Annotated in this window: 24 protein-coding genes; 10 read left to right on the forward strand and 14 right to left on the reverse strand. The window is 69.7% G+C overall.

Annotation, left to right across the window (positions count from 1 at the left end; all coding sequences use genetic code 11):
* Nucleotides 1-20 precede the first annotated feature (20 nt).
* The 5 genes from KNO15_RS12070 (at nt 21) to KNO15_RS12090 (ending at nt 4,605) form a co-directional block, all read left to right on the forward strand.
* Nucleotides 21-1,310 carry an ABC transporter substrate-binding protein gene (locus KNO15_RS12070; RefSeq protein ID WP_241703989.1) on the forward strand — a complete coding sequence of 430 codons (1,290 nt, stop codon included), beginning with the start codon at nt 21-23 and terminating at the stop codon, nt 1,308-1,310.
* Between the two features lie 87 nt (nt 1,311-1,397).
* Entirely contained in the window at nt 1,398-2,435 is a 1,038-nt protein-coding gene (locus KNO15_RS12075) for a carbohydrate ABC transporter permease (protein ID WP_241703990.1), read from the forward strand.
* Nucleotides 2,435-3,349, forward strand: coding sequence for a carbohydrate ABC transporter permease (locus KNO15_RS12080; RefSeq protein ID WP_241703991.1), 915 nt, complete (start codon nt 2,435-2,437; stop codon nt 3,347-3,349). Before KNO15_RS12075 ends, KNO15_RS12080 begins: the two co-directional genes overlap by 1 nt.
* A gap of 4 nt (nt 3,350-3,353) precedes the next feature.
* Nucleotides 3,354-3,587, forward strand: a complete 234-nt coding sequence (locus KNO15_RS12085; protein ID WP_241703992.1) for a hypothetical protein — start codon at nt 3,354-3,356, stop codon at nt 3,585-3,587.
* 10 nt (nt 3,588-3,597) lie between these two features.
* Entirely contained in the window at nt 3,598-4,605 is a 1,008-nt protein-coding gene (locus KNO15_RS12090; protein ID WP_241703993.1) for a LacI family DNA-binding transcriptional regulator, read from the forward strand.
* A gap of 287 nt (nt 4,606-4,892) precedes the next feature.
* Here the strand turns inward: KNO15_RS12090 and KNO15_RS12095 are convergent, their stop codons facing one another.
* Both KNO15_RS12095 and KNO15_RS12100 read right to left on the reverse strand, forming a co-directional pair.
* Nucleotides 4,893-6,131 (reverse strand): MFS transporter, encoded by a 1,239-nt coding sequence (locus tag KNO15_RS12095; protein WP_241703994.1) that lies wholly within the window; start codon nt 6,129-6,131, stop codon nt 4,893-4,895.
* Between the two features lie 80 nt (nt 6,132-6,211).
* Nucleotides 6,212-6,703, reverse strand: coding sequence for a MarR family winged helix-turn-helix transcriptional regulator (locus KNO15_RS12100; protein ID WP_241703995.1), 492 nt, complete (start codon nt 6,701-6,703; stop codon nt 6,212-6,214).
* A 97-nt stretch (nt 6,704-6,800) separates the two neighbouring features.
* On the opposite strand from KNO15_RS12100, the gene KNO15_RS12105 reads away from it, so the two are divergent.
* A complete protein-coding gene (locus tag KNO15_RS12105; protein WP_241703996.1) occupies nt 6,801-8,240 on the forward strand; it encodes an amino acid permease in 1,440 nt (479 codons plus the stop codon).
* On the opposite strand, the gene KNO15_RS12110 is transcribed toward KNO15_RS12105, so the two are convergent.
* The 7 genes from KNO15_RS12110 to KNO15_RS12140 form a co-directional block, all read right to left on the reverse strand.
* Entirely contained in the window at nt 8,204-8,899 is a 696-nt protein-coding gene (locus KNO15_RS12110; protein ID WP_241703997.1) for a class I SAM-dependent DNA methyltransferase, read from the reverse strand. The two genes, KNO15_RS12105 and KNO15_RS12110, sit on opposite strands and share 37 nt — an antisense overlap.
* 91 nt (nt 8,900-8,990) lie before the next feature.
* Nucleotides 8,991-9,128: a hypothetical protein gene (locus tag KNO15_RS12115; protein WP_208041110.1), complete on the reverse strand. Its 138-nt coding sequence runs from the start codon at nt 9,126-9,128 to the stop codon at nt 8,991-8,993.
* A 237-nt stretch (nt 9,129-9,365) separates the two neighbouring features.
* On the reverse strand, nt 9,366-9,755 hold the full coding sequence (gene rplL / locus KNO15_RS12120) for a 50S ribosomal protein L7/L12 (RefSeq protein WP_055917685.1): 390 nt from the start codon (nt 9,753-9,755) through the stop codon (nt 9,366-9,368).
* Between the two features lie 52 nt (nt 9,756-9,807).
* Nucleotides 9,808-10,323 carry a 50S ribosomal protein L10 gene (gene rplJ, locus KNO15_RS12125; protein WP_055917683.1) on the reverse strand — a complete coding sequence of 172 codons (516 nt, stop codon included), beginning with the start codon at nt 10,321-10,323 and terminating at the stop codon, nt 9,808-9,810.
* Nucleotides 10,324-10,560: 237 nt separating this feature from the next.
* A complete protein-coding gene (locus tag KNO15_RS12130) occupies nt 10,561-11,352 on the reverse strand; it encodes an alpha/beta fold hydrolase (protein ID WP_241703998.1) in 792 nt (263 codons plus the stop codon).
* Nucleotides 11,349-13,049 carry a sensor histidine kinase gene (locus KNO15_RS12135; RefSeq protein ID WP_241703999.1) on the reverse strand — a complete coding sequence of 567 codons (1,701 nt, stop codon included), beginning with the start codon at nt 13,047-13,049 and terminating at the stop codon, nt 11,349-11,351. Before KNO15_RS12135 ends, KNO15_RS12130 begins: the two co-directional genes overlap by 4 nt.
* Nucleotides 13,046-13,816: a response regulator transcription factor gene (locus KNO15_RS12140; RefSeq protein WP_278046533.1), complete on the reverse strand. Its 771-nt coding sequence runs from the start codon at nt 13,814-13,816 to the stop codon at nt 13,046-13,048. Before KNO15_RS12140 ends, KNO15_RS12135 begins: the two co-directional genes overlap by 4 nt.
* 195 nt (nt 13,817-14,011) lie before the next feature.
* Between KNO15_RS12140 and KNO15_RS12145 the strand changes: the two genes are divergently transcribed.
* Complete coding sequence (locus KNO15_RS12145) at nt 14,012-15,577, forward strand: ABC transporter permease (RefSeq protein ID WP_241704000.1); 1,566 nt, start codon at nt 14,012-14,014, stop codon at nt 15,575-15,577.
* A gap of 27 nt (nt 15,578-15,604) precedes the next feature.
* A complete protein-coding gene (locus KNO15_RS12150) occupies nt 15,605-16,276 on the forward strand; it encodes an ABC transporter ATP-binding protein (protein ID WP_241704001.1) in 672 nt (223 codons plus the stop codon).
* A 108-nt stretch (nt 16,277-16,384) separates the two neighbouring features.
* Here the strand turns inward: KNO15_RS12150 and KNO15_RS12155 are convergent, their stop codons facing one another.
* A complete protein-coding gene (locus tag KNO15_RS12155; RefSeq protein WP_241704002.1) occupies nt 16,385-16,972 on the reverse strand; it encodes a pentapeptide repeat-containing protein in 588 nt (195 codons plus the stop codon).
* A 52-nt stretch (nt 16,973-17,024) separates the two neighbouring features.
* Between KNO15_RS12155 and KNO15_RS12160 the strand changes: the two genes are divergently transcribed.
* The gene (locus tag KNO15_RS12160; protein ID WP_241704003.1) at nt 17,025-17,693 is read left to right on the forward strand and encodes a DedA family protein; all 669 of its coding nucleotides are present in this window, start codon (nt 17,025-17,027) and stop codon (nt 17,691-17,693) included.
* Between the two features lie 3 nt (nt 17,694-17,696).
* Here KNO15_RS12160 and KNO15_RS12165 read toward each other — a convergent pair whose 3' ends face one another.
* From KNO15_RS12165 to KNO15_RS12180, 4 genes are all read right to left on the reverse strand, one after another.
* Nucleotides 17,697-18,746, reverse strand: a complete 1,050-nt coding sequence (locus KNO15_RS12165; RefSeq protein ID WP_241704004.1) for a sugar phosphate isomerase/epimerase family protein — start codon at nt 18,744-18,746, stop codon at nt 17,697-17,699.
* On the reverse strand, nt 18,743-19,876 hold the full coding sequence (locus KNO15_RS12170; RefSeq protein ID WP_308220438.1) for a Gfo/Idh/MocA family protein: 1,134 nt from the start codon (nt 19,874-19,876) through the stop codon (nt 18,743-18,745). The genes KNO15_RS12165 and KNO15_RS12170 overlap by 4 nt, the downstream gene beginning before the upstream one ends.
* Nucleotides 19,877-19,938: 62 nt before the next feature.
* Complete coding sequence (locus KNO15_RS12175) at nt 19,939-21,036, reverse strand: Gfo/Idh/MocA family protein (RefSeq protein WP_241704005.1); 1,098 nt, start codon at nt 21,034-21,036, stop codon at nt 19,939-19,941.
* A complete protein-coding gene (locus KNO15_RS12180; RefSeq protein WP_241704006.1) occupies nt 21,033-21,785 on the reverse strand; it encodes a sugar phosphate isomerase/epimerase family protein in 753 nt (250 codons plus the stop codon). The genes KNO15_RS12175 and KNO15_RS12180 overlap by 4 nt, the downstream gene beginning before the upstream one ends.
* Before the next feature lie 147 nt (nt 21,786-21,932).
* Between KNO15_RS12180 and KNO15_RS12185 the strand changes: the two genes are divergently transcribed.
* Nucleotides 21,933-23,120, forward strand: a complete 1,188-nt coding sequence (locus KNO15_RS12185; RefSeq protein ID WP_241704007.1) for an ROK family transcriptional regulator — start codon at nt 21,933-21,935, stop codon at nt 23,118-23,120.
* The last annotated feature ends 64 nt before the right edge of the window (nt 23,121-23,184 follow it).

Raw genomic sequence — 23,184 nt, forward strand, 5'->3', positions numbered from 1 at the left:
AGAGCTCAACGAGGAGTGAAATGAAAGCAGCACGTCTCTCCGTGATCGCAGGGATGGTGGCCATCACGGGTCTCGCCCTTGCGGGATGCACCGGCGGCGGATCGGGAGGCAGCGGGGGCGGAGACGCCAACGCCAACCTCGACGGCAAGGGCCCCATCACCTACGTGCAGGGCAAGGACAACTCCAACGTGGTCCGTCCGCTCATCGAGAAGTGGAACGCGGCCCACCCGAACGAGAAGGTCACCTTCAAGGAGCAGACCGACCAGGCCGACCAGCAGCACGACGACCTCGTGCAGCACTTCCAGGCGAAGGACCCGAACTACGACGTCGTCGATGTGGACGTCGTGTGGACGGGCGAGTTCGCCGCGAAGGGCTGGCTGCAGCCGTTGACCGGCAACTTCAAGATGGACAACTCGGCGCTTCTCGCCCCCACCGTCAAGTCGGGCACCTACAACGGCACGCAGTACGCGGCCCCGCAGACCTCCGACGGCGGAATCCTCTACTACCGCAAGGACCTCGTCTCCAACCCGCCCAAGACGTGGGACGAGATGCTGAAGGACTGCGACATCGCCAAGGCGCACAACATCGGCTGCTACGCCGGTCAGTTCGCCCAGTACGAGGGCCTGACGGTGAACGTGGCCGAGGCCATCAACACCAACGGCGGCACCATCGTCGGTGACGACGGCAAGACCGTCACCGTCGACAGCACCGAGGCCAACGCGGGTCTGACCCGTCTGGTGGACGGCTTCAAGAACGGGCAGATCCCGGCAGAGGCCATCACCTACCAGGAGGAGCAGGGCCGCCAGGCGTTCGAGGCCGGCAAGCTGATGTTCCTGCGCAACTGGCCCTACGTGTACAGCCTGGCCAAGACCGACGGATCCTCGACGGTCAAGGACACCTTCGGCATCGCGCCGCTGCCGGGCATCACCGCGGACAAGCCGGGCGTCTCGAGCCTGGGCGGTCACAACGCCGCGATCAGCGTGTACAGCAAGCACAAGGCGACGGCCTTCGAGTTCCTGAAGTTCCTGCAGAGCGAAGAGACGCAGAAGTTCTTCGTGACCCAGGGCTCGCTGGCTCCGGTGCTGACGTCGCTGTACGACGACGCGTCGCTGAACAGCCAGCTGCCCTACCTGTCCACCCTGAAGACGTCGATCGCCAACGCGGTTCCGCGTCCGGTGTCTCCGTTCTACCCGGCCATCACCAAGGCCGTTCAGGACAACGCCTACGCGGCGCTGAAGGGCGACAAGTCGGTCGACCAGGCGCTGAAGGACATGTCGGCGGCCATCAAGACCGCGAGCTCGGGCCAGTAGCACCCGAGCCCACCACGGTCGCCGGGCGGCGGGACCCTTCCCGCCGCCCGGCTCCTCCACTTCCCGCTCTTCCTTTCGGAGGCACACATGTCAACGCCGAACGTCGTCGCCCCCTCATCAACGAAGAACGCCGGCAAGCAGCCTGAACAGCGCGCCGGGGTCAAGCACAATCGTCGCCAGCAGAGTCGCTGGGCCTTTTACCTGATCATCCCCACGATCATCCTGCTCGCCGTTGTGATCGGATATCCGATCGTCAGCGCCATCGTGATGTCCTTCCAGAAGGACGCCGGGCTCGACCCGGCGACCGGCCTGTTCGTCCAGGGCGGGTTCGCGGGCTTCCAGAACTACGCGCACTGGCTGCTCCAGCAGTGCGCGGGGCCGAACGGCACCACCGTCTCGTGCCCGCCGGGCAACCTCGGCTCCACGTTCTGGAGCGCGGTCGGGGTGACGTTCTTCTTCACCGTCACGACCGTGATCCTCGAGACCGTCCTCGGCCTCTGGTTCGCCCTCATCATGAACCGCGCCTTCCGCGGCCGCGGTTTCGTCCGCGCGGCCATCCTGATCCCGTGGGCCATCCCGACCGCCGTCACCGCGAAGCTGTGGTTCTTCATCTTCTCGGTCGCCGGCGTCGCCAACGCCGTCCTCGGCGCCCACATCCTGTGGACGAGCGACGAATGGGCGTCCCGCTTCGCGGTCATCATCGCCGACACCTGGAAGACGACGCCGTTCATGGCGCTGCTCATCCTGGCCGGCCTCCAGATCATCCCGGAGGACGTCTACGAGGCGGCGAAGATGGACGGCGCCAGCACCTGGCAGCGGTTCTGGAGGGTGACCATGCCGCTGCTGAAGCCGGCCCTGATGGTCGCCGTGCTGTTCCGTGTGCTCGACGCGCTCCGCATCTACGACCTGCCGCAGATCCTGACAGGCGGTGGAGGCGGTACAGGCCATGCCACGACGACCCTGTCGATCCTCGTGGTCGATCAGATCCGGCAGGGCTTCAACAGCGCGGCAGCGCTCTCGACCATCACGTTCATTTTGATCTTCCTCGTCGCCTTCATCTTCGTGCGGTTCCTCGGCACGAACGTGGTGCGAACACAGGAGACACAAGCGAAGGGAGCGAAGTGATGACCACCGTCGCCGGCCCCGCATCGGCCACGGCAGAGGCGAACGCCCTGCCCAGGACCCGCACGAAGAACCGCACGAAGCGGCGCAACAGGAACCAGAGCATCCGCACCGGCGTCCAGGCGATCGTCGTCGTGCTCTGGTGTCTGCTGCCGTTCTACTGGATGGTCGTCACGTCGTTCCGCGACGTCGGCTTCACCAGCGACAACACGCCCTGGTTCACGCACGTGACCCTCGACAACTACGCGACGGCGCTCTCGACCAAGCTGGGGAACAACCTCCCCGGCGCGCTGCTGAACTCGCTGTTCATCGGCGTCTGCGTGACCCTGATCTCGCTGGTCGTCGGCATCTTCGCGTCGTACGCCCTCGCCCGCCTCGACTTCAAGTTCAAGGGCATCATCCTGGGGATCATCCTCGCCGCCTCGATGTTCCCGGGCGTCGCGCTGATCACGCCGCTGTTCCAGCTGTTCACGAACATCGGCTGGATGGGCACGTACCAGGCGCTGATCATCCCCGAGATCTCGTTCGCCCTGCCGCTCACGGTCTACACGCTCGTCTCGTTCTTCCGCGAGATGCCGTGGGATCTGGAGGAGGCCGCGCGGATCGACGGGTGCTCGCAGGCGCAGGCGTTCCGCAAGATCATCCTGCCGCTGGCCGCGCCCGCCGTGTTCACGACCGCGATCCTGGCGTTCATCTCCTCGTGGAACGAGTTCCTGATCTCCAGCCAGCTCTCCAGCGACGCGACGCAGCCGGTGACCGTGGCCATCGCCTCCTTCACGGGAAGCCAGCCGCACCAGGAGCCGTACACGGCGATCATGGCTGCCGGTACGATCGTGACGGTCCCGCTCATCATCCTGGTGCTGATCTTCCAGCGCCGAATCGTCGCGGGCCTCACCGCAGGTGGAGTGAAGGGCTGACCCGATGCGCAGGAACGAGCCGAAGGAATTCGTCGACGTCGGTCTCGGCTTCGTCGGCTTCTTCGGTGTCGCGTTCGTGATCATCACCGCCGTCTGCGAGCTCACCGGGCAACAGGCGCTCCCCTGGGCGCTGGTCTCACTCACGCTCGTCGTCGTCTTCATACTGCTCCTCCAGGCGCGCCGCCGTATGGCGGCGCGTCTGAGGGCGGAAGAGGCACGGGCGGCCCAGGACTCCTGACGGGACGCGCATGGCTGGAATCGAGGAGGTCGCGCGCGCGACCGGCGTCTCCACGGCGACGGTTTCGCGGGCGCTGCGGGGGCTCCCGAACGTGTCGGACACCACACGCGCCGCGGTGCGGCGCGCCGCAGACGAGCTCGGCTACGTGGCGTCGTCCAGCGCGTCGGGGCTGGCCAGCGGGCGCACGCTCGCTCTGGGCGTCGTCGTCCCGTCGGTGAGCAGGTGGTTCTACACGCAGGTTCTGGAGGGGGTCGACTCGGAGCTCCGGTCCGCCAGCTACGACATGATCCTGTTCAACCTCGGCGGCCACCGCGGAGACCGGGAGCGCGTCTTCCACCGCAGCATCCTGCGCAAGCGCACGGACGCCCTGCTCGCGCTCTGCCTCGACTTCACCCCGGACGAGCGCGAGCAGCTCGCCTCGCTCGGCCATCCCACGATCGTCGTCGGAGGCCCGGTGAAAGGGCTGCGCAGTGTCGGCATCGACGAGAAGGCCACGGCCCGCGCGGCGACGGACCACCTCATCGGGCTCGGCCACACCGACATCGCCCACCTCGGCGGGGAGGACGAGGAGGGGCTGAACAGCAGCGTCCCGACCGGGAGGCTGCGCGGCTTCGAGAAGGCCATGCGCTCTGCACACCTGCCTGTCCGGCCCGAGTGGGTCATTCCCGGCGGTTTCACGCTGCCGGAGGGCCGCGCCGCGATGAACCGGCTGCTCGACCAGCCGGGGCCGCGGCCGACCGCCGTGTTCGCCGGCTCGGACGAGATGGCGATGGGTGCGATCCTCGCCGCGGGCGATCACGGTCTGCGGGTGCCCGAGGACCTGTCGGTCATCGGGATCGACGACCACGACTTCGCGGCGTCCTTCGGGTTGACGACGATGGCGCAGAGCCCGTTCGAGCAGGGGGCGGCCGCGACCCGCATCCTGCTCGACGAGCTGGGCGGGGCGGAGCCGAGCCCCCGTTCGGTTCGCGCGGACGCCACGCTCATCGTCCGAACGTCCACCGCTCCCCCGCGTTGACGCCGAATTCATCGATCCTCGGGACGAATTCACCCGGATTCGCGCGAATCGGGCCGGATGTGAACGATCGAACGCTCCGGATCTGAAACAATGTGTCAACCGGCCGTTGGCCGATCGCGCCTTTCGGGTAGGCACGATCGCGCGCCGACGGTCGTCCGTGCCTTGCGCTCCTAGTGCGGGTACGGGAAGAGCCGCCCTGACTAGGACAGGGCGGCTCTTCGCATTCCGGGCTCGGACGCCGCCGGCAGCGCACCCCGGTGGCGCACATTCGTGACGAATGTCGGCGCTCAGTCGGCGTCGGCGAGGGCGAGGATCTCGGCTTCCTGCTCACGGGTCTCGTTGGGGGCGTCGACCCGGCGGAGGTGCTTGTGGCCGAGCATGACCAGGGCGGCGGCCACCAGCACCGAGATGGCGCCGGCGTAGAACGGCGTCGAGCGCGTGAACACGTCGGCGAGCAGCGTGGCGGCGGGCGGGGCGATCGCGCCACCCAGGAAGCGGACGCCGGAGTAGGCGCTCGAGGCGACGGACCGCGGGAGGTCGGTGGCCTCCATCACGCACTCGGTCAGGACGGTGTTGAGGATGCCCAGGAGCAGACCGCCGACGATCACGCACGCGATCAGCGCGGCGATCGATCCCGCCAGGAGGCCGGCGGCGGCAAGGTCGAGCGCGAGCAACGGCATGATGAGCCAGAGCACGCGGGTCCGCGCCAGCCGGGAGGTCAGCAGCGGCGCGACCCACACCGAGGTGACGGCGAGAGCGACGCCCCAGCCGAAGAAGATCAGACCGAGGGTGATCGCGTCGGTGACTCCGAGGGCGGCCAAGGCGAACGGCGTGTAGGCCAGCAGCACGAAGAAGCCGATGTTGTAGAACAGCGCGGCGGCGGCCAGGAAGCCGAGCGCCGGCCGGGCGAGGGCACGGAAGGGTGCGGAGAGCTTCGTCGGCTCGGGCTTCTCGGGGTTCTTCTTGAGCATCACGACGATCGCGATGAAGCCGATGGCCATCAGCGTGGCGGTTCCGAAGAACGGCCCGCGCCAGCTCCAGCTGCCCAGCAGGCCGCCGAGGAGCGGGCCGATCGCGATGCCGAGGCCCAGAGCGGCTTCGTACAGGATGATCGCCGCGGACGTGCCGCCGGCGGCGGCGCCCACGATGGTCGCCAGTGCGGTCGAGATGAAGAGCGCGTTGCCGAGCCCCCAGCCCGCCCGGAAGCCGATGATCGAGGCGACGTTCTGCGAGAGTCCCGCCGCGAGCGCGAAGACGACGATCAGAGCGAGGCCGATCAGCAGGGTGCGCTTGGCGCCGATCCGGCTGGAGATCCAGCTGGTGAAGAACATCGCGACACCCGTGATCAGCAGGTAGCTCGTGAAGAGCATCTCGGTCTGGGTCGGCGTCGCCTTCAGGCTGGCCGCGATCGCCGGGAGGATCGGGTCGACGAGACCGATTCCCATGAACGCTATGACCGACGCGAACGCGACCGCCCAGACGGCGGTCGGCTGCTTGAGGATGTTGTCCGGCTTCTGATGGGACATGGACGGGTGAGGCCTCCTCGGCGAGTGTGGTGGTGGTGTGGTGGTGGGACTGTGCTGGTGGTGAAAGACGGGGCGAAGCCTCAGCGTCCGGCGACGGCCGCCGACGCGGCGGTGGAGAGCTCGGCGCGGGAGGCGATCACCTCGACGGTGCAGCGCATCGCGGCGAGCTCGTCCTCGGTCAGGTCGGCAAACATCGGGACCAGCGCGTCCGACAGGGCGTCACGCCAGGCCTGAAGCGCCTCGGCGCCCCTCGCGGTGATCGCGATCTGCCAGGCACGTGCGTCGTCGGTGTCGGCGATGCGCTTCACCCACTCCGACTCGACCAGGTTGCGCACGATCTTGGTCATCGTCGGCTGCGACACCCGGCTCTGAGCGGCGAGCTCACCCAGCCGCATCGGCCCAGCGCTCTGCAGCACGCTCAGCGTGCGCCACGTCGCGGGCGACTCCGTGTTGCCCGTGACGCGCGCGGCGAGACGCGTCAGTCGGTGGCTGGCGACGACGAGGTCGCCGAGGGTCTGGCGGAGCTGTGCGGTGTCCGCGGCGCGGGTGGGTGAGGACAGTGTTTCGTTCACGGAGACCATTATATATAGCTTGTCTATATAAATCAATCTCCTGCCACCCAGTGGACATCGACGCGAAATCTGGCACCTTACCTGCTTGAATGACACGATGACCGGAACGGATCCCGCGCAGCCGAACACCTATCACAAGGGCCTCAAGCCCCGGCACATCCAGATGATCGCCATCGGCGGGGCGATCGGCACCGGGCTCTTCCTCGGGGCGGGAGGGCGACTCGCCTCCGGCGGCCCGGGCCTCCTGGTCGTCTACGCGGTCTGCGGGCTCTTCGCGTTCTTCATCCTGCGTGCGCTGGGCGAACTCGTGCTGCATCGCCCCGACTCGGGCTCCTTCGTCGCCTACGCGCGCGAGTTCTTCGGCGAGAAGCTCGCCTTCGTCACCGGGTGGATGTACTGGATGTACTGGGCGATGATCGGCATCGTCGACGTCACGGCCGTCGCCCTCTACATGAACTTCTTCGGCAAGTACGTGCCCGTGCTCGGTGACGTCCCGCAGTGGATCTTCGCGCTCGCCGCCCTGGTGATCGTGGTCGCCCTCAACCTGCTGTCGGTGAAGGTGTTCGGCGAGCTGGAGTTCTGGTTCGCGCTCATCAAGGTCGCGGCGCTTCTGGCGTTCCTCGCGATCGGCATCACCTTCGTGGTCTTCGGCACTCCGGTCGACGGCCACACCCCGGGCTTCGCCCTGCTCGCCGACAACGGAGGGCTCTTCCCCAACGGCCTCGTGCCCCTCGTCCTCGTCGTGCAGGGCGTCGTCTTCGCGTACGGCGCGATCGAACTCATCGGCACGGCGGCCGGCGAGACGCCCGACCCGGCGAAGACCATGCCGCGCGCCGTGAACACCATCATCGTCCGCATCGCCGTCTTCTACGTGGGCTCCGTTCTGCTGTTGTCGCTTCTGCTTCCGTTCGACGCGTACAAGGCGGGCGAGAGCCCGTTCGTCACCTTCTTCGCGTCGATCGGCGTGGAGGGCGCGGACGCGATCATGAACCTCGTGGTCCTCACGGCGGCGCTGTCGTCGCTCAATGCGGGCATGTACTCCACTGGCCGCATCGCCCGGGCGCTGGCCCAGCGGGGAGCAGCACCCCGGGTCGCCCTGCGGTTGAACCGGTCGGGGGTGCCGTACGGCGGCATTCTCATCACCGGGTCGGTCGCGCTTATCGGCGTCGGCCTCAACCTGGTCATGCCGGCCGAGGCGTTCGAGATCGGGATCAACCTGACCTCGATCGGCCTGTTGTGGTCGTGGGGGGTGATCGTCGTCTGTCAGCTCCGGCTGCAGTCCCTGGCCAAGGCCGGCCGCATCGAGAGGCCGAGCTTCCGGATGCCGGGAGCACCGTTCACGAGCTACCTCACGCTGGGCTTCCTCGCCCTGGTCGGGGTGCTGATCCTCCTCGACTGGCCGACCGGCACGATCACCGTGGGTGCCGCCGTCATCCTCATCACCCCGCTGCTCGTCGGCGGCTGGTTCCTGGTGCGGCGGCGCGTGCGCGAGGCGGCCGCTCAGGAGGCGGCGGAACCCGAGCCGGCCATCCGCTGAGCGGGTACGCAGCGCCGAGCGAGCAGGAAGGCCTGGCGCGACTTCTCCGACGCGATCGGCTCCCTCACCAGTTGCGCGAGCTGCGCGAAACCGGCCTCCGCGAGGCGGCGCTCGACGCGCGCAGGCGATTGCCGGCGCGTGCGCAGGTCGATCTCGTGCCCGTAGGCCTGACGCAGGTGGACGATGTCCTCGTCGCCGTCCTCGCTCACCTGGAACGCGAGCAGCAGCATCCCGCCGGGGCGCAGCGCCCGGGCGAACTCGGCGAAGACCGCGTCCTGGAGGTCTTGCGGCACGTGGATGATCGAGTACCACGCCAGCGCACCGGCGAGCTCGCCGTCGCCGAACGGCAGCTCCGCCATCGACGCCACCTCGAAGGGGATCGCGGGGTGGTCCCGGCGCGCGACCGCGATCATGCCCGGTGAGAGGTCGATGCCGCGCATGTCGGCGCCGATGCCCGCAAGGAAGCCGGCGACCCGCCCGGGTCCGCAGCCGAGATCGGCGATCGGGCCCCCTCCGCCCGCCTCCACCTGTTCGAGGAAGGCGGTCAGCATCGCGCGCTCGAGCGGCAGCCTCTCGAGCTCGCCGTCGAGCAGCGCTGCGTAGCCCTCGGCCACCAGGTCGTAGGCGATACGCGCCTCGTCTTCGCTCTGCACCTTCACGACCCTACGGTCCCTGCGCACGAAGAACGCCCCCATCCGCGCGCGTTGCACATGTGCGTTGCGCTCGCGGATGAGGGCGTTCGGTTTCGGGTTACCGCAGGTACCGGTCGTACAGGAGGGTCCTGCGGTACAGATCCGGCGGGTGGGCACCGTCGTCGCGGTGGTCACCGTGCAGGAGCGCGGCCCCGAGTCCGCGCAGGGTGGAGGCGAAAGTACGCCAGGTATTCATCGTGGTCTCTTCTTCCGGTTGTGCGTCCTTGCACACCGATGCACGCGGGCAGGCGCGATCGGACGCTCTGGTGGGACGAGCGTCCGCGCTGCGCCGCCGTGGCCGTTAAAGCCACGGAGGGCGCCGCCCCGTTACGGGGGCGACGCCCTCCACAACGCGGAACACTCTGTTACAGAAGGAGTCCGCGTCGCGTGGCTGTGTCAGCCTGCGGTAGAAGAAGCCCCGACGGGGCGTCGACTACTTGAGGTTGACGGTGGCGCCAGCCTCTTCGAGCTGAGCCTTCGCCTTCTCGGCGGTCTCCTTGTTGGCGCCCTCGAGCACGGTGCTCGGTGCGCCGTCAACGAGGGCCTTCGCCTCACCGAGGCCGAGGCTGGTGAGGGCGCGCACCTCCTTGATGACCTGGATCTTCTTGTCACCGGCGGCCTCGAGGACGACGTCGAACGAGTCCTTCTCCTCGACCTCTTCGGCAGCGGCGCCCGCACCACCGGCGGCCGGAGCGGCCACGGCGACGGGGGCGGCGGCGGTGACCTCGAAGGTCTCCTCGAACTTCTTCACGAACTCGCTGAGCTCAATGAGCGTGAGCTCCTTGAACGCGTCGAGCAGCTCCTCAGTCGACAGCTTTGCCATGATTTTCTCCTTAGTGTGTGTGGTTACTCACCGCTTATAAGCCCCGGAGGACTTAGGCAGCGGACTCCTGCTTCTCACGCAGCGCGTCGACCGTGCGAACGGCCTTCGACAGCGGTGCGTTGAACAGATATGCGGCTCCGAACAGCGAGGCCTTGAAGGCGCCGGCCAGCTTGGCCAGCAGAACCTCACGGGACTCGAGGTCGGCGAGCTTGCCTACCTCTTCTGCGGTCAGCGGGTTACCGTCGAAGTAACCGCCCTTGACCACCAGCAGAGGGTTTGCCTTGGTGAAGTCACGCAGAGCCTTCGCGACGGCGACGGGGTCGCCGTGCACGAACGCGATCGCGGACGGCCCGACCAGCTCGTCGTCGAACGACGAGATGCCCTGGTTGTTGGCCGCGATCTTGGTCAGCGTGTTCTTCACCACGGCGTACGTCGCGTGCTCACTGATGGACTTGCGCAGCGTCTTGAGCTGAGCAACAGTGAGACCGCGGTACTCGGTCAGCAGAACGGCGGTCGAGCTCTCGAACAGTCCTTCGAGCTCGGCGACCGTGGCTTCCTTGTTCGCCATGGCTACTCCTCGGTTGTCTTCTCGCACACCGCGGAAGCGGCGTGCGCCTCGACCGCGGGCAAAGAAAAAAGCTCCGGCGCAGGGCACGGAGCTCGTCATCGCAGAGAACTGCGGGAAGTGCTTCACACCTGCGCGGGCCTCCACCTGAGTGGAACTTCGGACGTGCATGCACGTCGACCAGCGGTCTTTGGCTCCGTCCAGGGTACGGGATCGTCCCTGGGCATGCAAATCGGGGCTTCAGTCGCGGCGGTCCGGCACCTGCGCGCGCAGGAAGTCTCCGACATCCCGGCCGAATCGCGGATGCAGCGGCACGCCCGCGTGCGACCGGTGGGGATAGACGACGTGCGTCGCACGCGGCAGGCGCCGCACCGTCTCGGTCGCGAGCTCGAGCGGATAGAACACGTCGCGCCCTCCCGAGACGACCAGAACGGGCGCGGCCACCCGGGAGAGCCTGTCGCGCACGTCGTAGGCGTCCTCGGCCTCCACGAGCACCCGGAGGCCGGCAGGGTCGGCGGGCCCCGGCAGCAGCCGCGTCGCGAGCCGGACGACCGGGGCGAGCAGTGCGGAGTCCATCGTCGCGACGGCCAGCTCGCTCGCTGCCGCCTGCTCGTCGTGGGCGAGGAGGTGGGCGTAGCGACGCTGGACGCCCCGGCCCGCCGTTCCGAGCGCCGCCGCGCCCGCCGCGACCACCAGGGAGCCGACCAGATCGGGATGGTCGGTCGCGAGCTGGAGGGCGATGCTTGCTCCCGTCGACACGCCCATGATCGCAGCGGGGGCGCCGAACCGCCGTCGCAGCACATCGGCGTAGAGTCCGGCGATCTCGGCCATCGTCGCGCCCCGATCGAGTCGCGTGGGGCGGCCGACGGCGTGCACACGATGCGACCGGGCCGGACCTCCGACGATCCAGCGCTCGGTGAGGGCGTCGAGACCCCGGGCGCGCCCTGGCTCGGACGGCAGCCCGCGCAGCAGGATCAGCGGAGGAGCGGAGCGATCGCCGTACGCGACGGTCGGCAGCAGGGTCGCGGTCACTCCCGGACGGCTCCGTGCGTCGCTGCGGGGCCGGCGTCGGGCCGGGCCCCGGCGGCCTCGGGGGTGCCAGGGGTGTCGGAGCTGTCCGAGGTGGCGTCGGAGGCCTGGACGGGCACCTCCGAGCCGCCCGGCGTCTGCTGAGGCGGCTCCCAGGCGAGCGGCAGCCGCACCGTGAACACCGTCGAGCCCGGCTCGCTGACCACGGCGACCGTGCCGCCGTGCGCCTCGACCACCGCGTGCACGATCGCCAGACCGAGTCCGGTCGAACCGGTGGCGCGGTTGCGGCTGCTGTCGCCGCGCGCGAACCGCTCGAACAGCGTCGACTGGAGCTCCTCCGGGATGCCGGGGCCGTCGTCGGAGACCGTCACGACGGCTTCCCGTGCCGCATCGTCCACGGCCAGCGTCGCCACGACCTTCGTTCCCTCCGGCGTGTGGACGCGCGCGTTGGCGAGCAGGTTCATGACCACCTGATGCAGGCGCGGGGCGTCTCCCGGCACCTCCACCGGCTCCTCGGGCAGCTCGATGCTCCACCTGTGGTCGGGACCGGCCGCGTGCGCGTCGCTGAGAGCGTCGATCAGCAGGAGCGAGAGGTCGACGGGATCGTGGTCGAGCTCGCGGCCCTCGTCGAGCCGGGCGAGCAGCAGGAGGTCCTCCACCAGGGAGGTCATCCGGGTGGCCTCAGACTCGATGCGGCCGATCGAGCGGGTGATGTCCTCCGGCAGCTCGTGCGGCGAGCGCCGGGTGAGCTCGGCGTAACCGCGGATCGAGGCGAGCGGGGTGCGGAGCTCGTGGCTGGCGTCGGCGACGAACTGCCGCACCTTCTGCTCGCTCGCCTGGCGAGCGGTCAGCGCCGATGCGACGTGGCCGAGCATCCGGTTGAGCGCCGAGCCCACCTTGCCCACCTCCGTGTGCGGGTCGGTGTCGCCCTCGGGAACGCGCACCGAGAGCGCGACATCGCCGCGATCCAGCGGCATGTGGGCCACCTGCTCGGCCGTGGACGCGACACGCACGAGCGGCTTCATCGCCAGGCGGACCACGAAGCTGGCGATCAGGAACGCGAAGATCAGCCCGGCGAGGGTCACCAGCACGACGACCAGCGTCAGCTGTTGCACGGTCGCGTTCACCTCGCTGAGCGGCAGCCCGATGATGACGCTGTCGCCGTTGTCGAGCTGCGCGGCGGCGATCCGATACGAGCCGAGCGCCGACCCGAGGTCCACCGTGCGCGGAGTCTGGTCGGCGGGCACCGTGAGCAGCGGGAGCGGGTTGATGGCCACCTGCTGGGGGCCGAGCGGTTGGTCGGCCGTCGGCGCCGTCGGCCGGTTCGAGAGGACGACCGGCGTGAACAGCAGGCCGCCGCTGGAGCTGCGCACCGCGCCGAGCGTTCCGGTCGGCTGGCCGGGCGTCTGGACGACGTCCTGCGCCTGCGGGACCGTCGGGCCTCCGGCGTTGATCCGATCGGCCGCGTGCTGCCCGCGCGACAGCGCGCTCGTCAGCTGCTGATCCAGCCGCTCCATCAGGTAGCTCTGCAGCACGAGCACACTGACGGTCCCGATCACGGCGCCGAGCACCGCGAGCATCGCCACCACGACCAGCACGACACGGCTGCGCAGCGTCCAGGTCCGCAACGGACGGAGACCGAAGCGCCGGGCGCGCTCACGGCCGGGGGTCGGGGCGCCCGCAGTGCGGGCAGCGGTCATTGCGCGGCCTTCACCATGTAGCCGGCGCCGCGGACCGTGTGGATCATCGGAGGGCGACCCGCATCGATCTTCTTGCGCAGGTACGAGATGTACAGCTCGACGACGCTGGAGGATCCACCGAAGTCGTAGGACCACACCCGGTCGAGGATCTGCGCCTTGCTGAGCACCCGGCGCGGGTTGCGCATCAGGAAGCGGAGCAGCTCGAACTCGGTCGCGGTCAGCTGGATCGGGTGGCCGTCGCGGTGCACCTCGTAGCTGTCCTCGTCGAGGACCAGATCGCCGACGATGAGCACGGGGTCGTCCTGGTCGGCGACGGCCGCGCGTGACCGGCGCAGCAGGCCGCGGAGCCGGGCGACCAGCTCCTCCAGGCTGAACGGCTTGGTGACATAGTCGTCGCCGCCCGCGGTGAGACCGGCGATGCGGTCGTCGAGGGAGTCCTTCGCCGTCAGGAACAGCACGGGCGCCTCGTTGCCGTCCGCTCGCATCCGCGACAGGACCTGGAGGCCGTCGATGTCGGGGAGCATGATGTCGAGCACCACCACGTCCGGCTTGAACTCGCGCGACAGCTGCAATGCCTGCTGCCCGTTCGAGGCCGTCTTGACCTCCCAGTCCTCGTAGTGCAGCGCCATGGCGAGCAGGTCGGTCAGCGTCGCCTCGTCGTCGACGACGAGCACGCGGATCGAGCTGCCGTCGGCGCGGCGCAGGAGGGTACGGGGTTGGCTGGAGGGGCCGGAGGCGGCACGGGCGTTGATGGTCACCTTTCCCATTATGAGGAGTGGACTTGACGGTGACTTTGTGAAACCTATGGAGCGTCTGAGAGGGATGCGCCTATCGCCCGCGGTGCGTGTGGGCTTCTTCAGCCGAGTACAGGGCGAATCCATAGCCTCGCCATAGAGACCCGCAATCCGACGACCCTACGTTCCCGTTGACTCACTCAATCCGACCCAGAGATATGGAAGCCAATGTTCGGGACATATCTGCGGCGCGAGCTCCTCAATCGCCGCAAGCAGACGGTCATCATCGCGATCGGCATGGCCCTCGCGATCGCGCTCGTCATCATCGTCAATGCCGTCTCCGCCGGCGTCAAGGACGCGCAGGCCAGCGTGTTGCAGTCCGTCTACGGGGTCGGGACCGACATCACCGTCTCGCAGCCCGCGACCGCGCAGAACGCGACGACCCAGCAGGCGCAGGGCGGCGGCCCCCGCTTCGACTTCGGCGCGGGCGCGGGGACCGACACCGGCTCCGGCCGCCAGATCAACACCTCCCGCCTGGAGCCCACCCGCGGCGCCACGGTGATGGACGCGTCCACGCTGACCACCGCCAAGAAGGTCGCCAACGTGCAGGCCGCGGCCGCGGTCCTCACGCTGACCAACACCAGCTTCAGCGGCACCCTCCCCAACTTCCAGCAGCTGCGCGAGCAGCGCCAGGCGGGCGGCCAGTCCGCCACCACTCCCCCGCCCACCGGCGGAGCCGACGGCGCCGGCGGCAGCTCGTTCTCCGTCGACTCCTTCTCGGTGATGGGTCTCGACCCGGCGGGCAAGTCCGTCGGACCGCTGTCGTCGGTGACGCTGTCGAGCGGACGCACGTTCACTGCCTCCGACAAGGGCGCCGACGTCGTCGTCCTCGACGCCGCTTACGCGAAGAGCGCGAGCAAGGCCGTCGGCGACACCGTCACGATCGGCGGAACCGCGTTCAAGGTCATCGGGATCGTCCAGGCGACCGGCGCCGACTCCACGACGGCGTCGAACGCGTACATCCCTCTGGACGTCGCGCAGACCCTGTCGGGTCAGACCGCCAAGATCTCCTCGGTCTACATCACGGCCGCGTCGTCCAGCGACATCGACCAGATCAAGACCGACCTCACCAAGGCGCTGCCCGGCGCGACCGTCAGCACGCAGGCCGACCTGGCCTCCAGCGTGTCCGGGTCGCTCGGAAGCGCCGGCCAGCTGATCGCGAACCTCGGCACCTGGCTGTCGGCGATCGTGCTCGCGGCGGCGTTCCTCATCGCCATCCTGTTCACCATCTCCGGTGTCACCCGCCGCACTCGCGAGTTCGGCACCCTGAAGGCGATCGGCTGGTCGAACCGCCGCATCACCGGCCAGGTCGCCGGCGAGTCGATCGTGCAGGGCCTCATCGGCGGCGTCATCGGCGTCGCGGTGGGCCTGATCGGCGTGTTCGTCGTCAACGTGATCTCCCCGACTCTGACCGGCAGCATCGGCTCCGGCTTCGCCGATGCTGCCGGTCGGGCCGGCGCCGCCGGGGGCGCGGGCACCGGGGGCACCGGGGCCGGAGGCGGTGGAGGCTTCGGCGGAGGCGGTGGCTTCTCAGGAGGCAACGGCGCGTTCGCCGGCGCCCGCCGGGCGGCCGCCAGCACCACGGCCGACATCGCACTGCACGCCCCGGTGACCGTGTGGATCATCGTCGGCGCGGTCGCCCTCGCCATCCTCGGCGGACTGATCGCCGGTGCGATCGGCGGGTGGCGCGCCTCCCGTCTCCGTCCCGCCGCCGCCCTGCGCTCGGTCGCCTGAGCGCCGAGACGACCAGAAGGAGCCATCGTGTACACCCTCACGAACGTCACCAAGAAGTACACCCAGTCCAAGCGCGAGGTCGTCGCCCTCAACGACGTCACCCTGGAGATCCCCGACGGCCAGCTCGTCGCCATCCAGGGGCCGACGGGCGGCGGCAAGTCGACGCTGCTGCAGATGCTCGGCGCGCTCGACCGCCCCACCTCGGGGTCGGTGGAGCTGGGGCCGGCGAGCCTGTCCAAGCTCGGCGACGGCAAGCTGACCGACATCCGAGCGAACGAGATCGGGTTCGTCTTCCAGGGTTTCAACCTGATCCCGACCCTCACCGCCCAGGAGAACGTGGAGACCGCTCTCGCCCCGCTGAAGGTGAGCGCGGAGGAGCGCAAGCGCCGGGCCGCGGAGGCGCTGGCCTCCGTCGGTCTGGCCGACCGCGGCAGCCACCTCCCGTCAGAACTGTCGGGAGGCCAGCAGCAGCGCGTCGCGATCGCCCGGGCCCTGGTCAAGAACCCGGATGTGCTGCTCGCCGACGAGCCGACGGGCAACCTCGACGAGGAGACCCGCGACGAGATCATGGACCTCCTCGAGGGCCTCTGGCGCGACCGCGGCCTCACCGTCATCGTCGTGACCCACGACACCGCCGTGGCCAAGCGCGCCCAGCGCCGCCTCCACATCAAGCACGGCCAGGTGAAGGAGGTCGCCTGACCGCGACCCCTGTAGCCGTGATATTGTCGGCGCCCGCTCCCGCGACACCGGGGGCGGGCGCCGTCGTCTGCGCGTCGCGGGCGGACTCCGGATGGGTCGACGTGCCGGTCAGGCCGGTGTCGGCACCACGGTCATCCCGGCGGCCTCCGCGAGCATCGTGGCCTGGCGCACATCGATGGTGGCGCCGCGCAGGCCGACCTCTGCAGGATCGACGCCGGTGAGGTCGCTGCCGACCAGGCTCGACGCGGAGAAGTCGGCGCCGGCGAGCACCGCCGCCGACAGGTCGCAGCCCGAGAACACGGCCTCCTGACAGTGCGCGCGGCCGAGGTCGGCCTCCCGCAGCTTGACGCCGCTGAACTCCGCTCCGCGCAGCTCGGCGCGGCCGAGGTCGACGAACGACCAGTTGCCGCCCTCCACCTTCAGCAGGGCGAAGTCGCAGCCGTTGAAGCTGCTTCCGGTGAGCTTGCAGCGCCGGAACGTCGCGTCGAAGAAGTTGCACCCGATGAACGTGCAGTTCACGAACGCGCTGTCGGTGTGCTCGCCGACGTTGAATCGCACGCTGCGGAACGTGCAGCCGGTGAAGGTGGCGCCCGTCGAGCGCAGCTCCGTCATGTCGACGTCGATGAACTCCGTCCCGTCGAACACCACGCCGTCGATGTCGCGTCCGTACCAGTCCTCGCCCCGGATAGTCTCCACCCGGCGAGCCTAATAGGCCGGTGCGACACATCTCGCCCGATACCCTCGGAGCATGACCCACGACCTCACGGACCTGCTCGGAGACGTGGGCCCGATCGTCTTCTACCTGGCGGTGTGGGGTCTCGTCTTCGCCGGCACGGCGCTGTTCGTCGGCGTCTTCATCCCGTTCATCACCGGCGACTCGCTGCTGTTCGCTGCCGGCCTGCTCACCGGCACCCACTCCGAGCTCTCGATCTGGGTGCTCGCGATCGGTGTCGGCATCGCGGCCGTCCTGGGCGACCAGGTCGGCTTCTGGCTCGGCCGCCGGCTGGGTCGGCCGTACCTGGCACGGCGTGGCGGCCGCTGGGTGCAGGCCGGCGTGCGCAGGGCCGAGCGGTTCTACGAGCTGTTCGGCTGGTGGTCTGTCGTGATCAGCCGCTACATCCCGTGGGGCCGCGTCTTCATCCCGCCGATCGCCGGCATCAGCGCCATGAAGTATTGGCGGTTCTTCACCGCGAATGTGGTCGGCGCGCTCAGCTGGGGCGTCCTCATCACCGTCATCGGGTACTTCGCGGCGGTGAACCCGAGCGTCCGGCCGGTCGCGTACGTCGTGGCCGGGGTCGTCATCCTGGCCTCGATCGCGGCCGGGATCCGCGCCTACGTGCTCGACAGACGGTCACGGCTCCGACCGGCGACCGGCAGCGTCGAGCCGACCGGCGACGGGCACCGGCCGGCTCTCTGACGTTCAGTCCTGGTTGCTGAAGGCCGCGTCGAAGGATGCGGTGGGGAGCTTCCAGAGCAGCGAGCGGATGTAGCCCACGGCTTCCGCTGCGCCGTGCAGGCGGTCCATGCCGGCGTCCTCCCACTCGATGGAGATCGGGCCGGTGTAGCCGATCGACTCCAGCGCCCGGAACGAGTCCTCCCAGGGCACGTCCCCGTGCCCGGTGGAGACGAAGTCCCAGCCGCGGCGCGGGTCGCCCCACGGCAGGTGCGAGCCGAGCACGCCGGCGCGGCCGTTCTTCGGGCGCAGGCGCGTGTCCTTGCAGTCGACGTGGTAGATGCGGTCCTGGAAGTCGACGATGAAGCCGACCGGGTCGATGTCCTGCCACATCATGTGCGACGGGTCCCAGTTGAAGCCGAACGCCTCGCGGTGGTCGATGGCCTCCAGCGAGCGGACGCTCGTCCAGTAGTCGTACGCGATCTCAGAGGGGTGCACCTCGTGCGCGAACCGCACCCCCTCGCCGTCGAACACGTCGAGGATCGGGTTCCAGCGGTCGGCGAAGTCCTGGTAGCCGGCGTCGATGACGGAGGCCGGCACCGGCGGGAACTGCGCCACGTACGGCCAGATGCTGGAGCCGGTGAAGCCCACGACGGTGTCGACGCCGAGCCTGCGGGCGACCTTCGCGGTCAGCTTCAGCTCTTCGGCGGCGCGCTGGCGAACGCCCTCCGGATCGCCGTCGCCCCACACCTTCGAGCCGACGATCGCCTGGTGGCGGAAGTCGATCGGGTCGTCGCAGACGGCCTGGCCCTTGAGGTGGTTGGAGATCGCCCAGACCTTCAGGCCGTACCTGTCGAGGATGTCCAGGCGGCCCTGGAGGTAGGCGTCGTCTTCTGCGGCGCGCCAGACGTCGAGGTGCTCGCCCGAGCAGGCGATCTCCAGGCCGTCGTAGCCCCACTCGGAGGCGTGCTTCGCCACCTCCTCGAGCGTCAGGTCGGCCCACTGGCCGGTGAAGAGCGTGACCGGGTGCGTGCGACCCGCCTCGGCGGAGGTGTCGGTGCTGACGGCGTCAGTCATTCGTGTGTTCCCATCTCGATCCAGGTGCCCGACTCGGCCGAGTCGATCACGGCGTCGGTGATCCGGACGGCCCGCAGGCCGTCCTCGAAGCGCGGCAGTCCGTCGGGGCTCTCGCCCGCGACCGCGGCATAGCTGTCGGCTACGAACGCGTTGAACGCGTCCTGGTAGCCCTGGGGGTGACCTGACGGCACCACGCACAGTCGTGCGGCGTCCGCACTCAGCTGGTCGGCGTCGCGGGGAACCAGGAGGCTGCCCGAGCGCCGGCCGACCCACAGCGTCTCCGGCTGCTCCTGGTCGAACGCGACGCTCTCGGCGCTGCCCGCGATCTCCAGCCACAGCCGGTTCTTGCGGCCGGGCGCCACCTGCGACACGAGAAGCGTGCCGATGGCGCCGGACGCGGTCTCGATGACGACGGCCGCTGCGTCCTCCGTGGTGATGCCGGCGTGCGCCGCTCGCTCGGCGAAGACGGTGCGCTTCTTCGCCGACAGGCGTGCGACCCGGTCGCCGCTGACGAACTCGACGAGGTCGACGAGATGCGAGCCGATGTCCGCGAAGGCACGCGAACGCCCGCCCTGCTCGGAGTCGACGCGCCAGTTGTCGTCGCCGGCGGCGAGCAGCCAGTCCTGCAGATAGGAGGCGTTGACGGTGAGCACCTGACCGGCGGCGCCGGAGGCGAACCGCGCCCGCGCCTCCCGCACCAGCGGGTGGAACCGGTACACGAACGGGACCGTCGCGGTGCGTCCGGCCGCCGCGGAGACCAGCGCCTCCGCGTCGACCACCGTGGTCGCCAGCGGCTTCTCGCAGACGACGTCCTTGCCGGAGGCGAGCACCGCAGCCGCCTGTGACGCGTGCAGCGCGTTCGGCGTCGTGACGTGCACGACGTCGATCGAGTCGTCGTCGAGCAGGTGCTCGAGCGAGTCGTAGGCGCGGCCGATGCCGAGGCGCTCGGCCGCCGCGGCCGAGCGCTCGGGCGTCGACGAGACGATGCCCGCCGGTTCGGCGCGCGCGGCGCGTGCGGCGCGTGAGTGCACCTCCGCCATGAATCCGCCGCCGACGATCGCGACGCGCAGCCGCGATCCCGCTGTGCTCTCGTCCCGTCGGCTCAACCCGCCCGACTCACTGTCGCTCACACTTCTCCGTTCGTCGTCCGTCATGGTCTCCGCGCCAGGCGCCACGCGTCACGCGCCGGCCGTCAGGCCAGGGTGGACGCGCGGGGGTCCCAGTCCTCCGGGAGGGCGGGAGCGACCTGGAGGGTGCTCTTCACCTCGACGGGGACGCCGGACTCGCCGGCCTCGATCGTCGCCACCATCACGTCGAGCACGTGGAAGGCCTGCTCCCCCGACGCGCGCTCCGGCACGCCGGCGCGGATGGCGCGGGCGAGCTCGACCACGCCGATGCCGCGCGTGCTGGTCGTCCCGGTCGACGGCAGCGTCTCGACGCCGTCTGACCCGTGCACCAGCAGCTCGCCCTCGAACGTGTTGGGGTCGGGCACGACGAGCGTCGCCTCGAGCCCGGCGACCTCGAACTGGGTGCGGCCGAGCTTGGAGTCAAAACTGAAGATCGACTGCGCGGTCTGGCCGCTCTCGAACTCGTAGAGCGCGCTGACGTGCGTCGGCACGGTGACGGCGAACGACTCCCCGGCACGAGGACCGGAGCCGATCACGCGCGACTCCTTGGCCTTGGAGGCGACGGCGCTCACGCGCTTGACCGGTCCGAACAGCTGCACCAGGGCCGTAAGGTAGTAGGGGCCGATGTCGAACAGCGGGCCCGCGCCCTCCTGGAACAGGAAGTCCGGGTTCGGGTGCCACGACTCGGGGCCGGGGCTCTGCAGCAGGGTCAGCGCGGTCAGCGGTGCACCGATGGCGCCGCTCTCGACCAGGCGGCGGGCCGACTGGATGCCGGCGCCGAGGAAGGTGTCGGGCGCCGTGGCGACCCGCAGGCCCTTCTCGTGCGCGGCCTCCAGCAGCTGCACGCCGCTGGCGCGGTCGAGCGCGAACGGCTTCTCGCTCCACACGTGCTTGCCTGCGGCGAGCGCCTGCAGCGCGACCTCGACGTGCACCTTGGGGATGGTGAGGTTGACGACGATCTCGATCGCATCGTCGGCGAGGAGCTCCTCGACCGTGCCGGAGCCGGGCACGCCGTACGCGTCGGCCTGCGCCTTCGCACGCTCCAGGTCGATGTCGGCGACGAAGCGCACATCGAGGTCGGGGAACGCGGTGAGGTTCTCGAGGTACTGGTTGCTGATGACGCCGGCGCCGATGAGGCCGACGCCGACCTTTCCGCCGGTCACGCGAAGGCCTCGGCGGTGAGGTAGGCGTAGCTGTCGGCGACGGCCTGGAAGCGGTCGCCGCGGGAGTCGTCGAGCTCGATCACGCGGAGGGCGTTCGGCGCGGCCGCGATGATCTCGGCGATGGGCAGCGTGCCCTGGCCGACCGCGACCTGATCCTTGGTCTCCGTCGTGCCCGCGCCGTCCTTCACGTGCAGGGCGACGACGCGGTCGCCGAGCTTCGGGAGCAGGTCGACGGGGTTCTGGCCGCCGACGACGACCCAGTAGGTGTCGACCTCGAGCACGACCTCCGGGGCGAGCTTGCCGGCGAAGTACTCCAGCGCGGTGACGCCCTCGATGGTGCTCTCGACCTCGTGGGCATGGTTGTGGTAGCCGACACGGACGCCGTGCTTCGCGGCGACCGTGGCGGCGGCGTTGAGCTGCGCGGCGATCTCCTCGACGTCGGCGGCGGTCTGCCAGCGCTCGACGGCCACATACGGGTCGATGACGGTCTGGACGCCGAGCTCGGCGGCGATGGCGAACACCGTGTCGAGTGCCTCGTCGTCGCGGCCGATGAAGCCCTGGTGGGTGGTCGGCGCGGTCAGGCCGGTCTCGGCGAGGCCCTGACGCAGGCCGTCGGCGAAGTCGAGGAGGCCGAACGGCTCGACCTGGGTGAATCCGATCTCGGCGATCCGGCGGAGGGTCCCGACCGTGTCCTCGGTCAGGAGCTCACGGACCGTGTAGAGCTGCACGGAGAGGTTTGAGTTCGACACTGTTCTCCTCGGTCGAAAGATGGGGATGGGGCGCGCGATCCGGCGTCCGTCCTCATTCAATCGCCACTTCTGTCGAAAGTCAATCAAAAGTCGACGTGTCGTCGTCGACCTTTGGACCGCCGGAGATCGGTGTGGTTCAATACGTGCATGACCGACAGCGTCCGGGAGCCCGGCATCGTCGCTGCGGACGCCTCGGACCTCCTGGCGATCCTGCGCGACGGCGTGCCGCGCACCCGTGCGCAGCTGGCCGAGATCACGGGCCTTGCCCGATCGACCGTCGCGGTGCGCATCGACACCCTGACCGCCGCCGGCCTGGTGGCGCCCGCGGGCGACGACGTCTCGACGGGAGGCCGCCCTCCCGCGCGCATCCGGTTCAACCCCGACTCCCGCGTGGTCGTCGCCATCGACCTCGGCGCGACCCACGGCGTGGTCGCTTTGGCCGACCTGGCCGGCACGATCACGACCAGCGAGTCCCGGCGCCTGCTCATCGCCGACGGCCCCGAGCCGGTGCTCGACTGGGCACTGGAGGCCGCCCAGCGTCTGTTCGCCGCGACCGGACGCCCGCTCGCCGACCTGGTCGGCGTCGGCATCGGCGTTCCCGGACCGGTGGAGCACTCGACCGGGCTCCCGGCCAACCCGCCGATCATGCCCGGCTGGGACCGCTTCGACATCCCGGCCTATGCGCGGCGCGTCTTCGACGTCCCCGTCCTCGTGGACAACGACGTGAACCTCCTCGCGCTCGGCGAGCACGCCCTCGCCTGGCCCGACCGATCCGACCTCCTGTTCGTCAAGGTCGCGACCGGCATCGGTGCCGGCATCATCAGCGGAGGCCGGCTCCAGCGCGGCGCCCAGGGCTCGGCGGGCGACCTGGGCCACGTGCGCGTGCCGTTCTCCAGCGAGACGCCGAGCCACGGGGCCCGCGACGCCGACCTGGAGGCGCTCGCCAGCGGGCCGGCGATCGCCCGCGCGCTCACCGCGGCCGGCATCCCCGCCGAGACCAGCGACGACGTGGTCGCCCTCGCCCGCACGGGCAATCCCGAGGTCCTCCAGGCGATCCGCCAGGCGGGCCGCGACCTCGGCGAGGTCGTCGCCACCTGCGTCAACATGCTCAACCCGTCTCTCGTCGTCGTCGGCGGCAGTCTGTCCCGGGTCGGCGAGCAGCTGCTCGCCGGAGTGCGGGAGGTCGTCTACCAGCGCTCGACGCCGCTCGCCACCCAGCACCTGACCATCACCGAGTCCCGCTCCGGCGAGACCGGAGGCGCCATCGGCGCGGCCATCATGGTCATCCAGCACACCCTCGGCCCGGGAATTGCCTCCCGGCCCCTCCCCCACTGACGGGCTCCCGCCGCCGCTCGAGCCGCCATCATCGAATCGATTCGATCCTCCGCTTCGACCATCC

Origin of the sequence: Leifsonia shinshuensis (assembly GCF_022606355.1) — a bacterium.
GTDB classification, from domain to species: Bacteria; Actinomycetota; Actinomycetes; order Actinomycetales; family Microbacteriaceae; genus Leifsonia; species Leifsonia shinshuensis_B.

Bases quoted from the DNA above. Each gene is read 5' to 3' on its own strand.
- KNO15_RS12115 (WP_208041110.1), bottom strand. From the start codon at position 9,128: ATGAATACCTGGCGTACTTTCGCCTCCACCCTGCGCGGACTCGGGGCC.
- KNO15_RS12160 (WP_241704003.1), top strand. From the start codon at position 17,025: ATGACCCACGACCTCACGGACCTGCTCGGAGACGTGGGCCCGATCGTC.
- KNO15_RS12075 (WP_241703990.1), top strand. From the start codon at position 1,398: ATGTCAACGCCGAACGTCGTCGCCCCCTCATCAACGAAGAACGCCGGC.
- rplL (WP_055917685.1), bottom strand. From the start codon at position 9,755: ATGGCAAAGCTGTCGACTGAGGAGCTGCTCGACGCGTTCAAGGAGCTC.
- KNO15_RS12095 (WP_241703994.1), bottom strand. From the start codon at position 6,131: ATGTCCCATCAGAAGCCGGACAACATCCTCAAGCAGCCGACCGCCGTC.
- KNO15_RS12135 (WP_241703999.1), bottom strand. From the start codon at position 13,049: ATGACCGCTGCCCGCACTGCGGGCGCCCCGACCCCCGGCCGTGAGCGC.
- KNO15_RS12165 (WP_241704004.1), bottom strand. From the start codon at position 18,746: ATGACTGACGCCGTCAGCACCGACACCTCCGCCGAGGCGGGTCGCACG.
- KNO15_RS12080 (WP_241703991.1), top strand. From the start codon at position 2,435: ATGACCACCGTCGCCGGCCCCGCATCGGCCACGGCAGAGGCGAACGCC.
- KNO15_RS12145 (WP_241704000.1), top strand. From the start codon at position 14,012: ATGTTCGGGACATATCTGCGGCGCGAGCTCCTCAATCGCCGCAAGCAG.
- KNO15_RS12070 (WP_241703989.1), top strand. From the start codon at position 21: ATGAAAGCAGCACGTCTCTCCGTGATCGCAGGGATGGTGGCCATCACG.
- KNO15_RS12185 (WP_241704007.1), top strand. From the start codon at position 21,933: ATGACCGACAGCGTCCGGGAGCCCGGCATCGTCGCTGCGGACGCCTCG.
- KNO15_RS12140 (WP_278046533.1), bottom strand. From the start codon at position 13,816: ATGGGAAAGGTGACCATCAACGCCCGTGCCGCCTCCGGCCCCTCCAGC.
- KNO15_RS12105 (WP_241703996.1), top strand. From the start codon at position 6,801: ATGACCGGAACGGATCCCGCGCAGCCGAACACCTATCACAAGGGCCTC.
- rplJ (WP_055917683.1), bottom strand. From the start codon at position 10,323: ATGGCGAACAAGGAAGCCACGGTCGCCGAGCTCGAAGGACTGTTCGAG.
- KNO15_RS12090 (WP_241703993.1), top strand. From the start codon at position 3,598: ATGGCTGGAATCGAGGAGGTCGCGCGCGCGACCGGCGTCTCCACGGCG.
- KNO15_RS12085 (WP_241703992.1), top strand. From the start codon at position 3,354: ATGCGCAGGAACGAGCCGAAGGAATTCGTCGACGTCGGTCTCGGCTTC.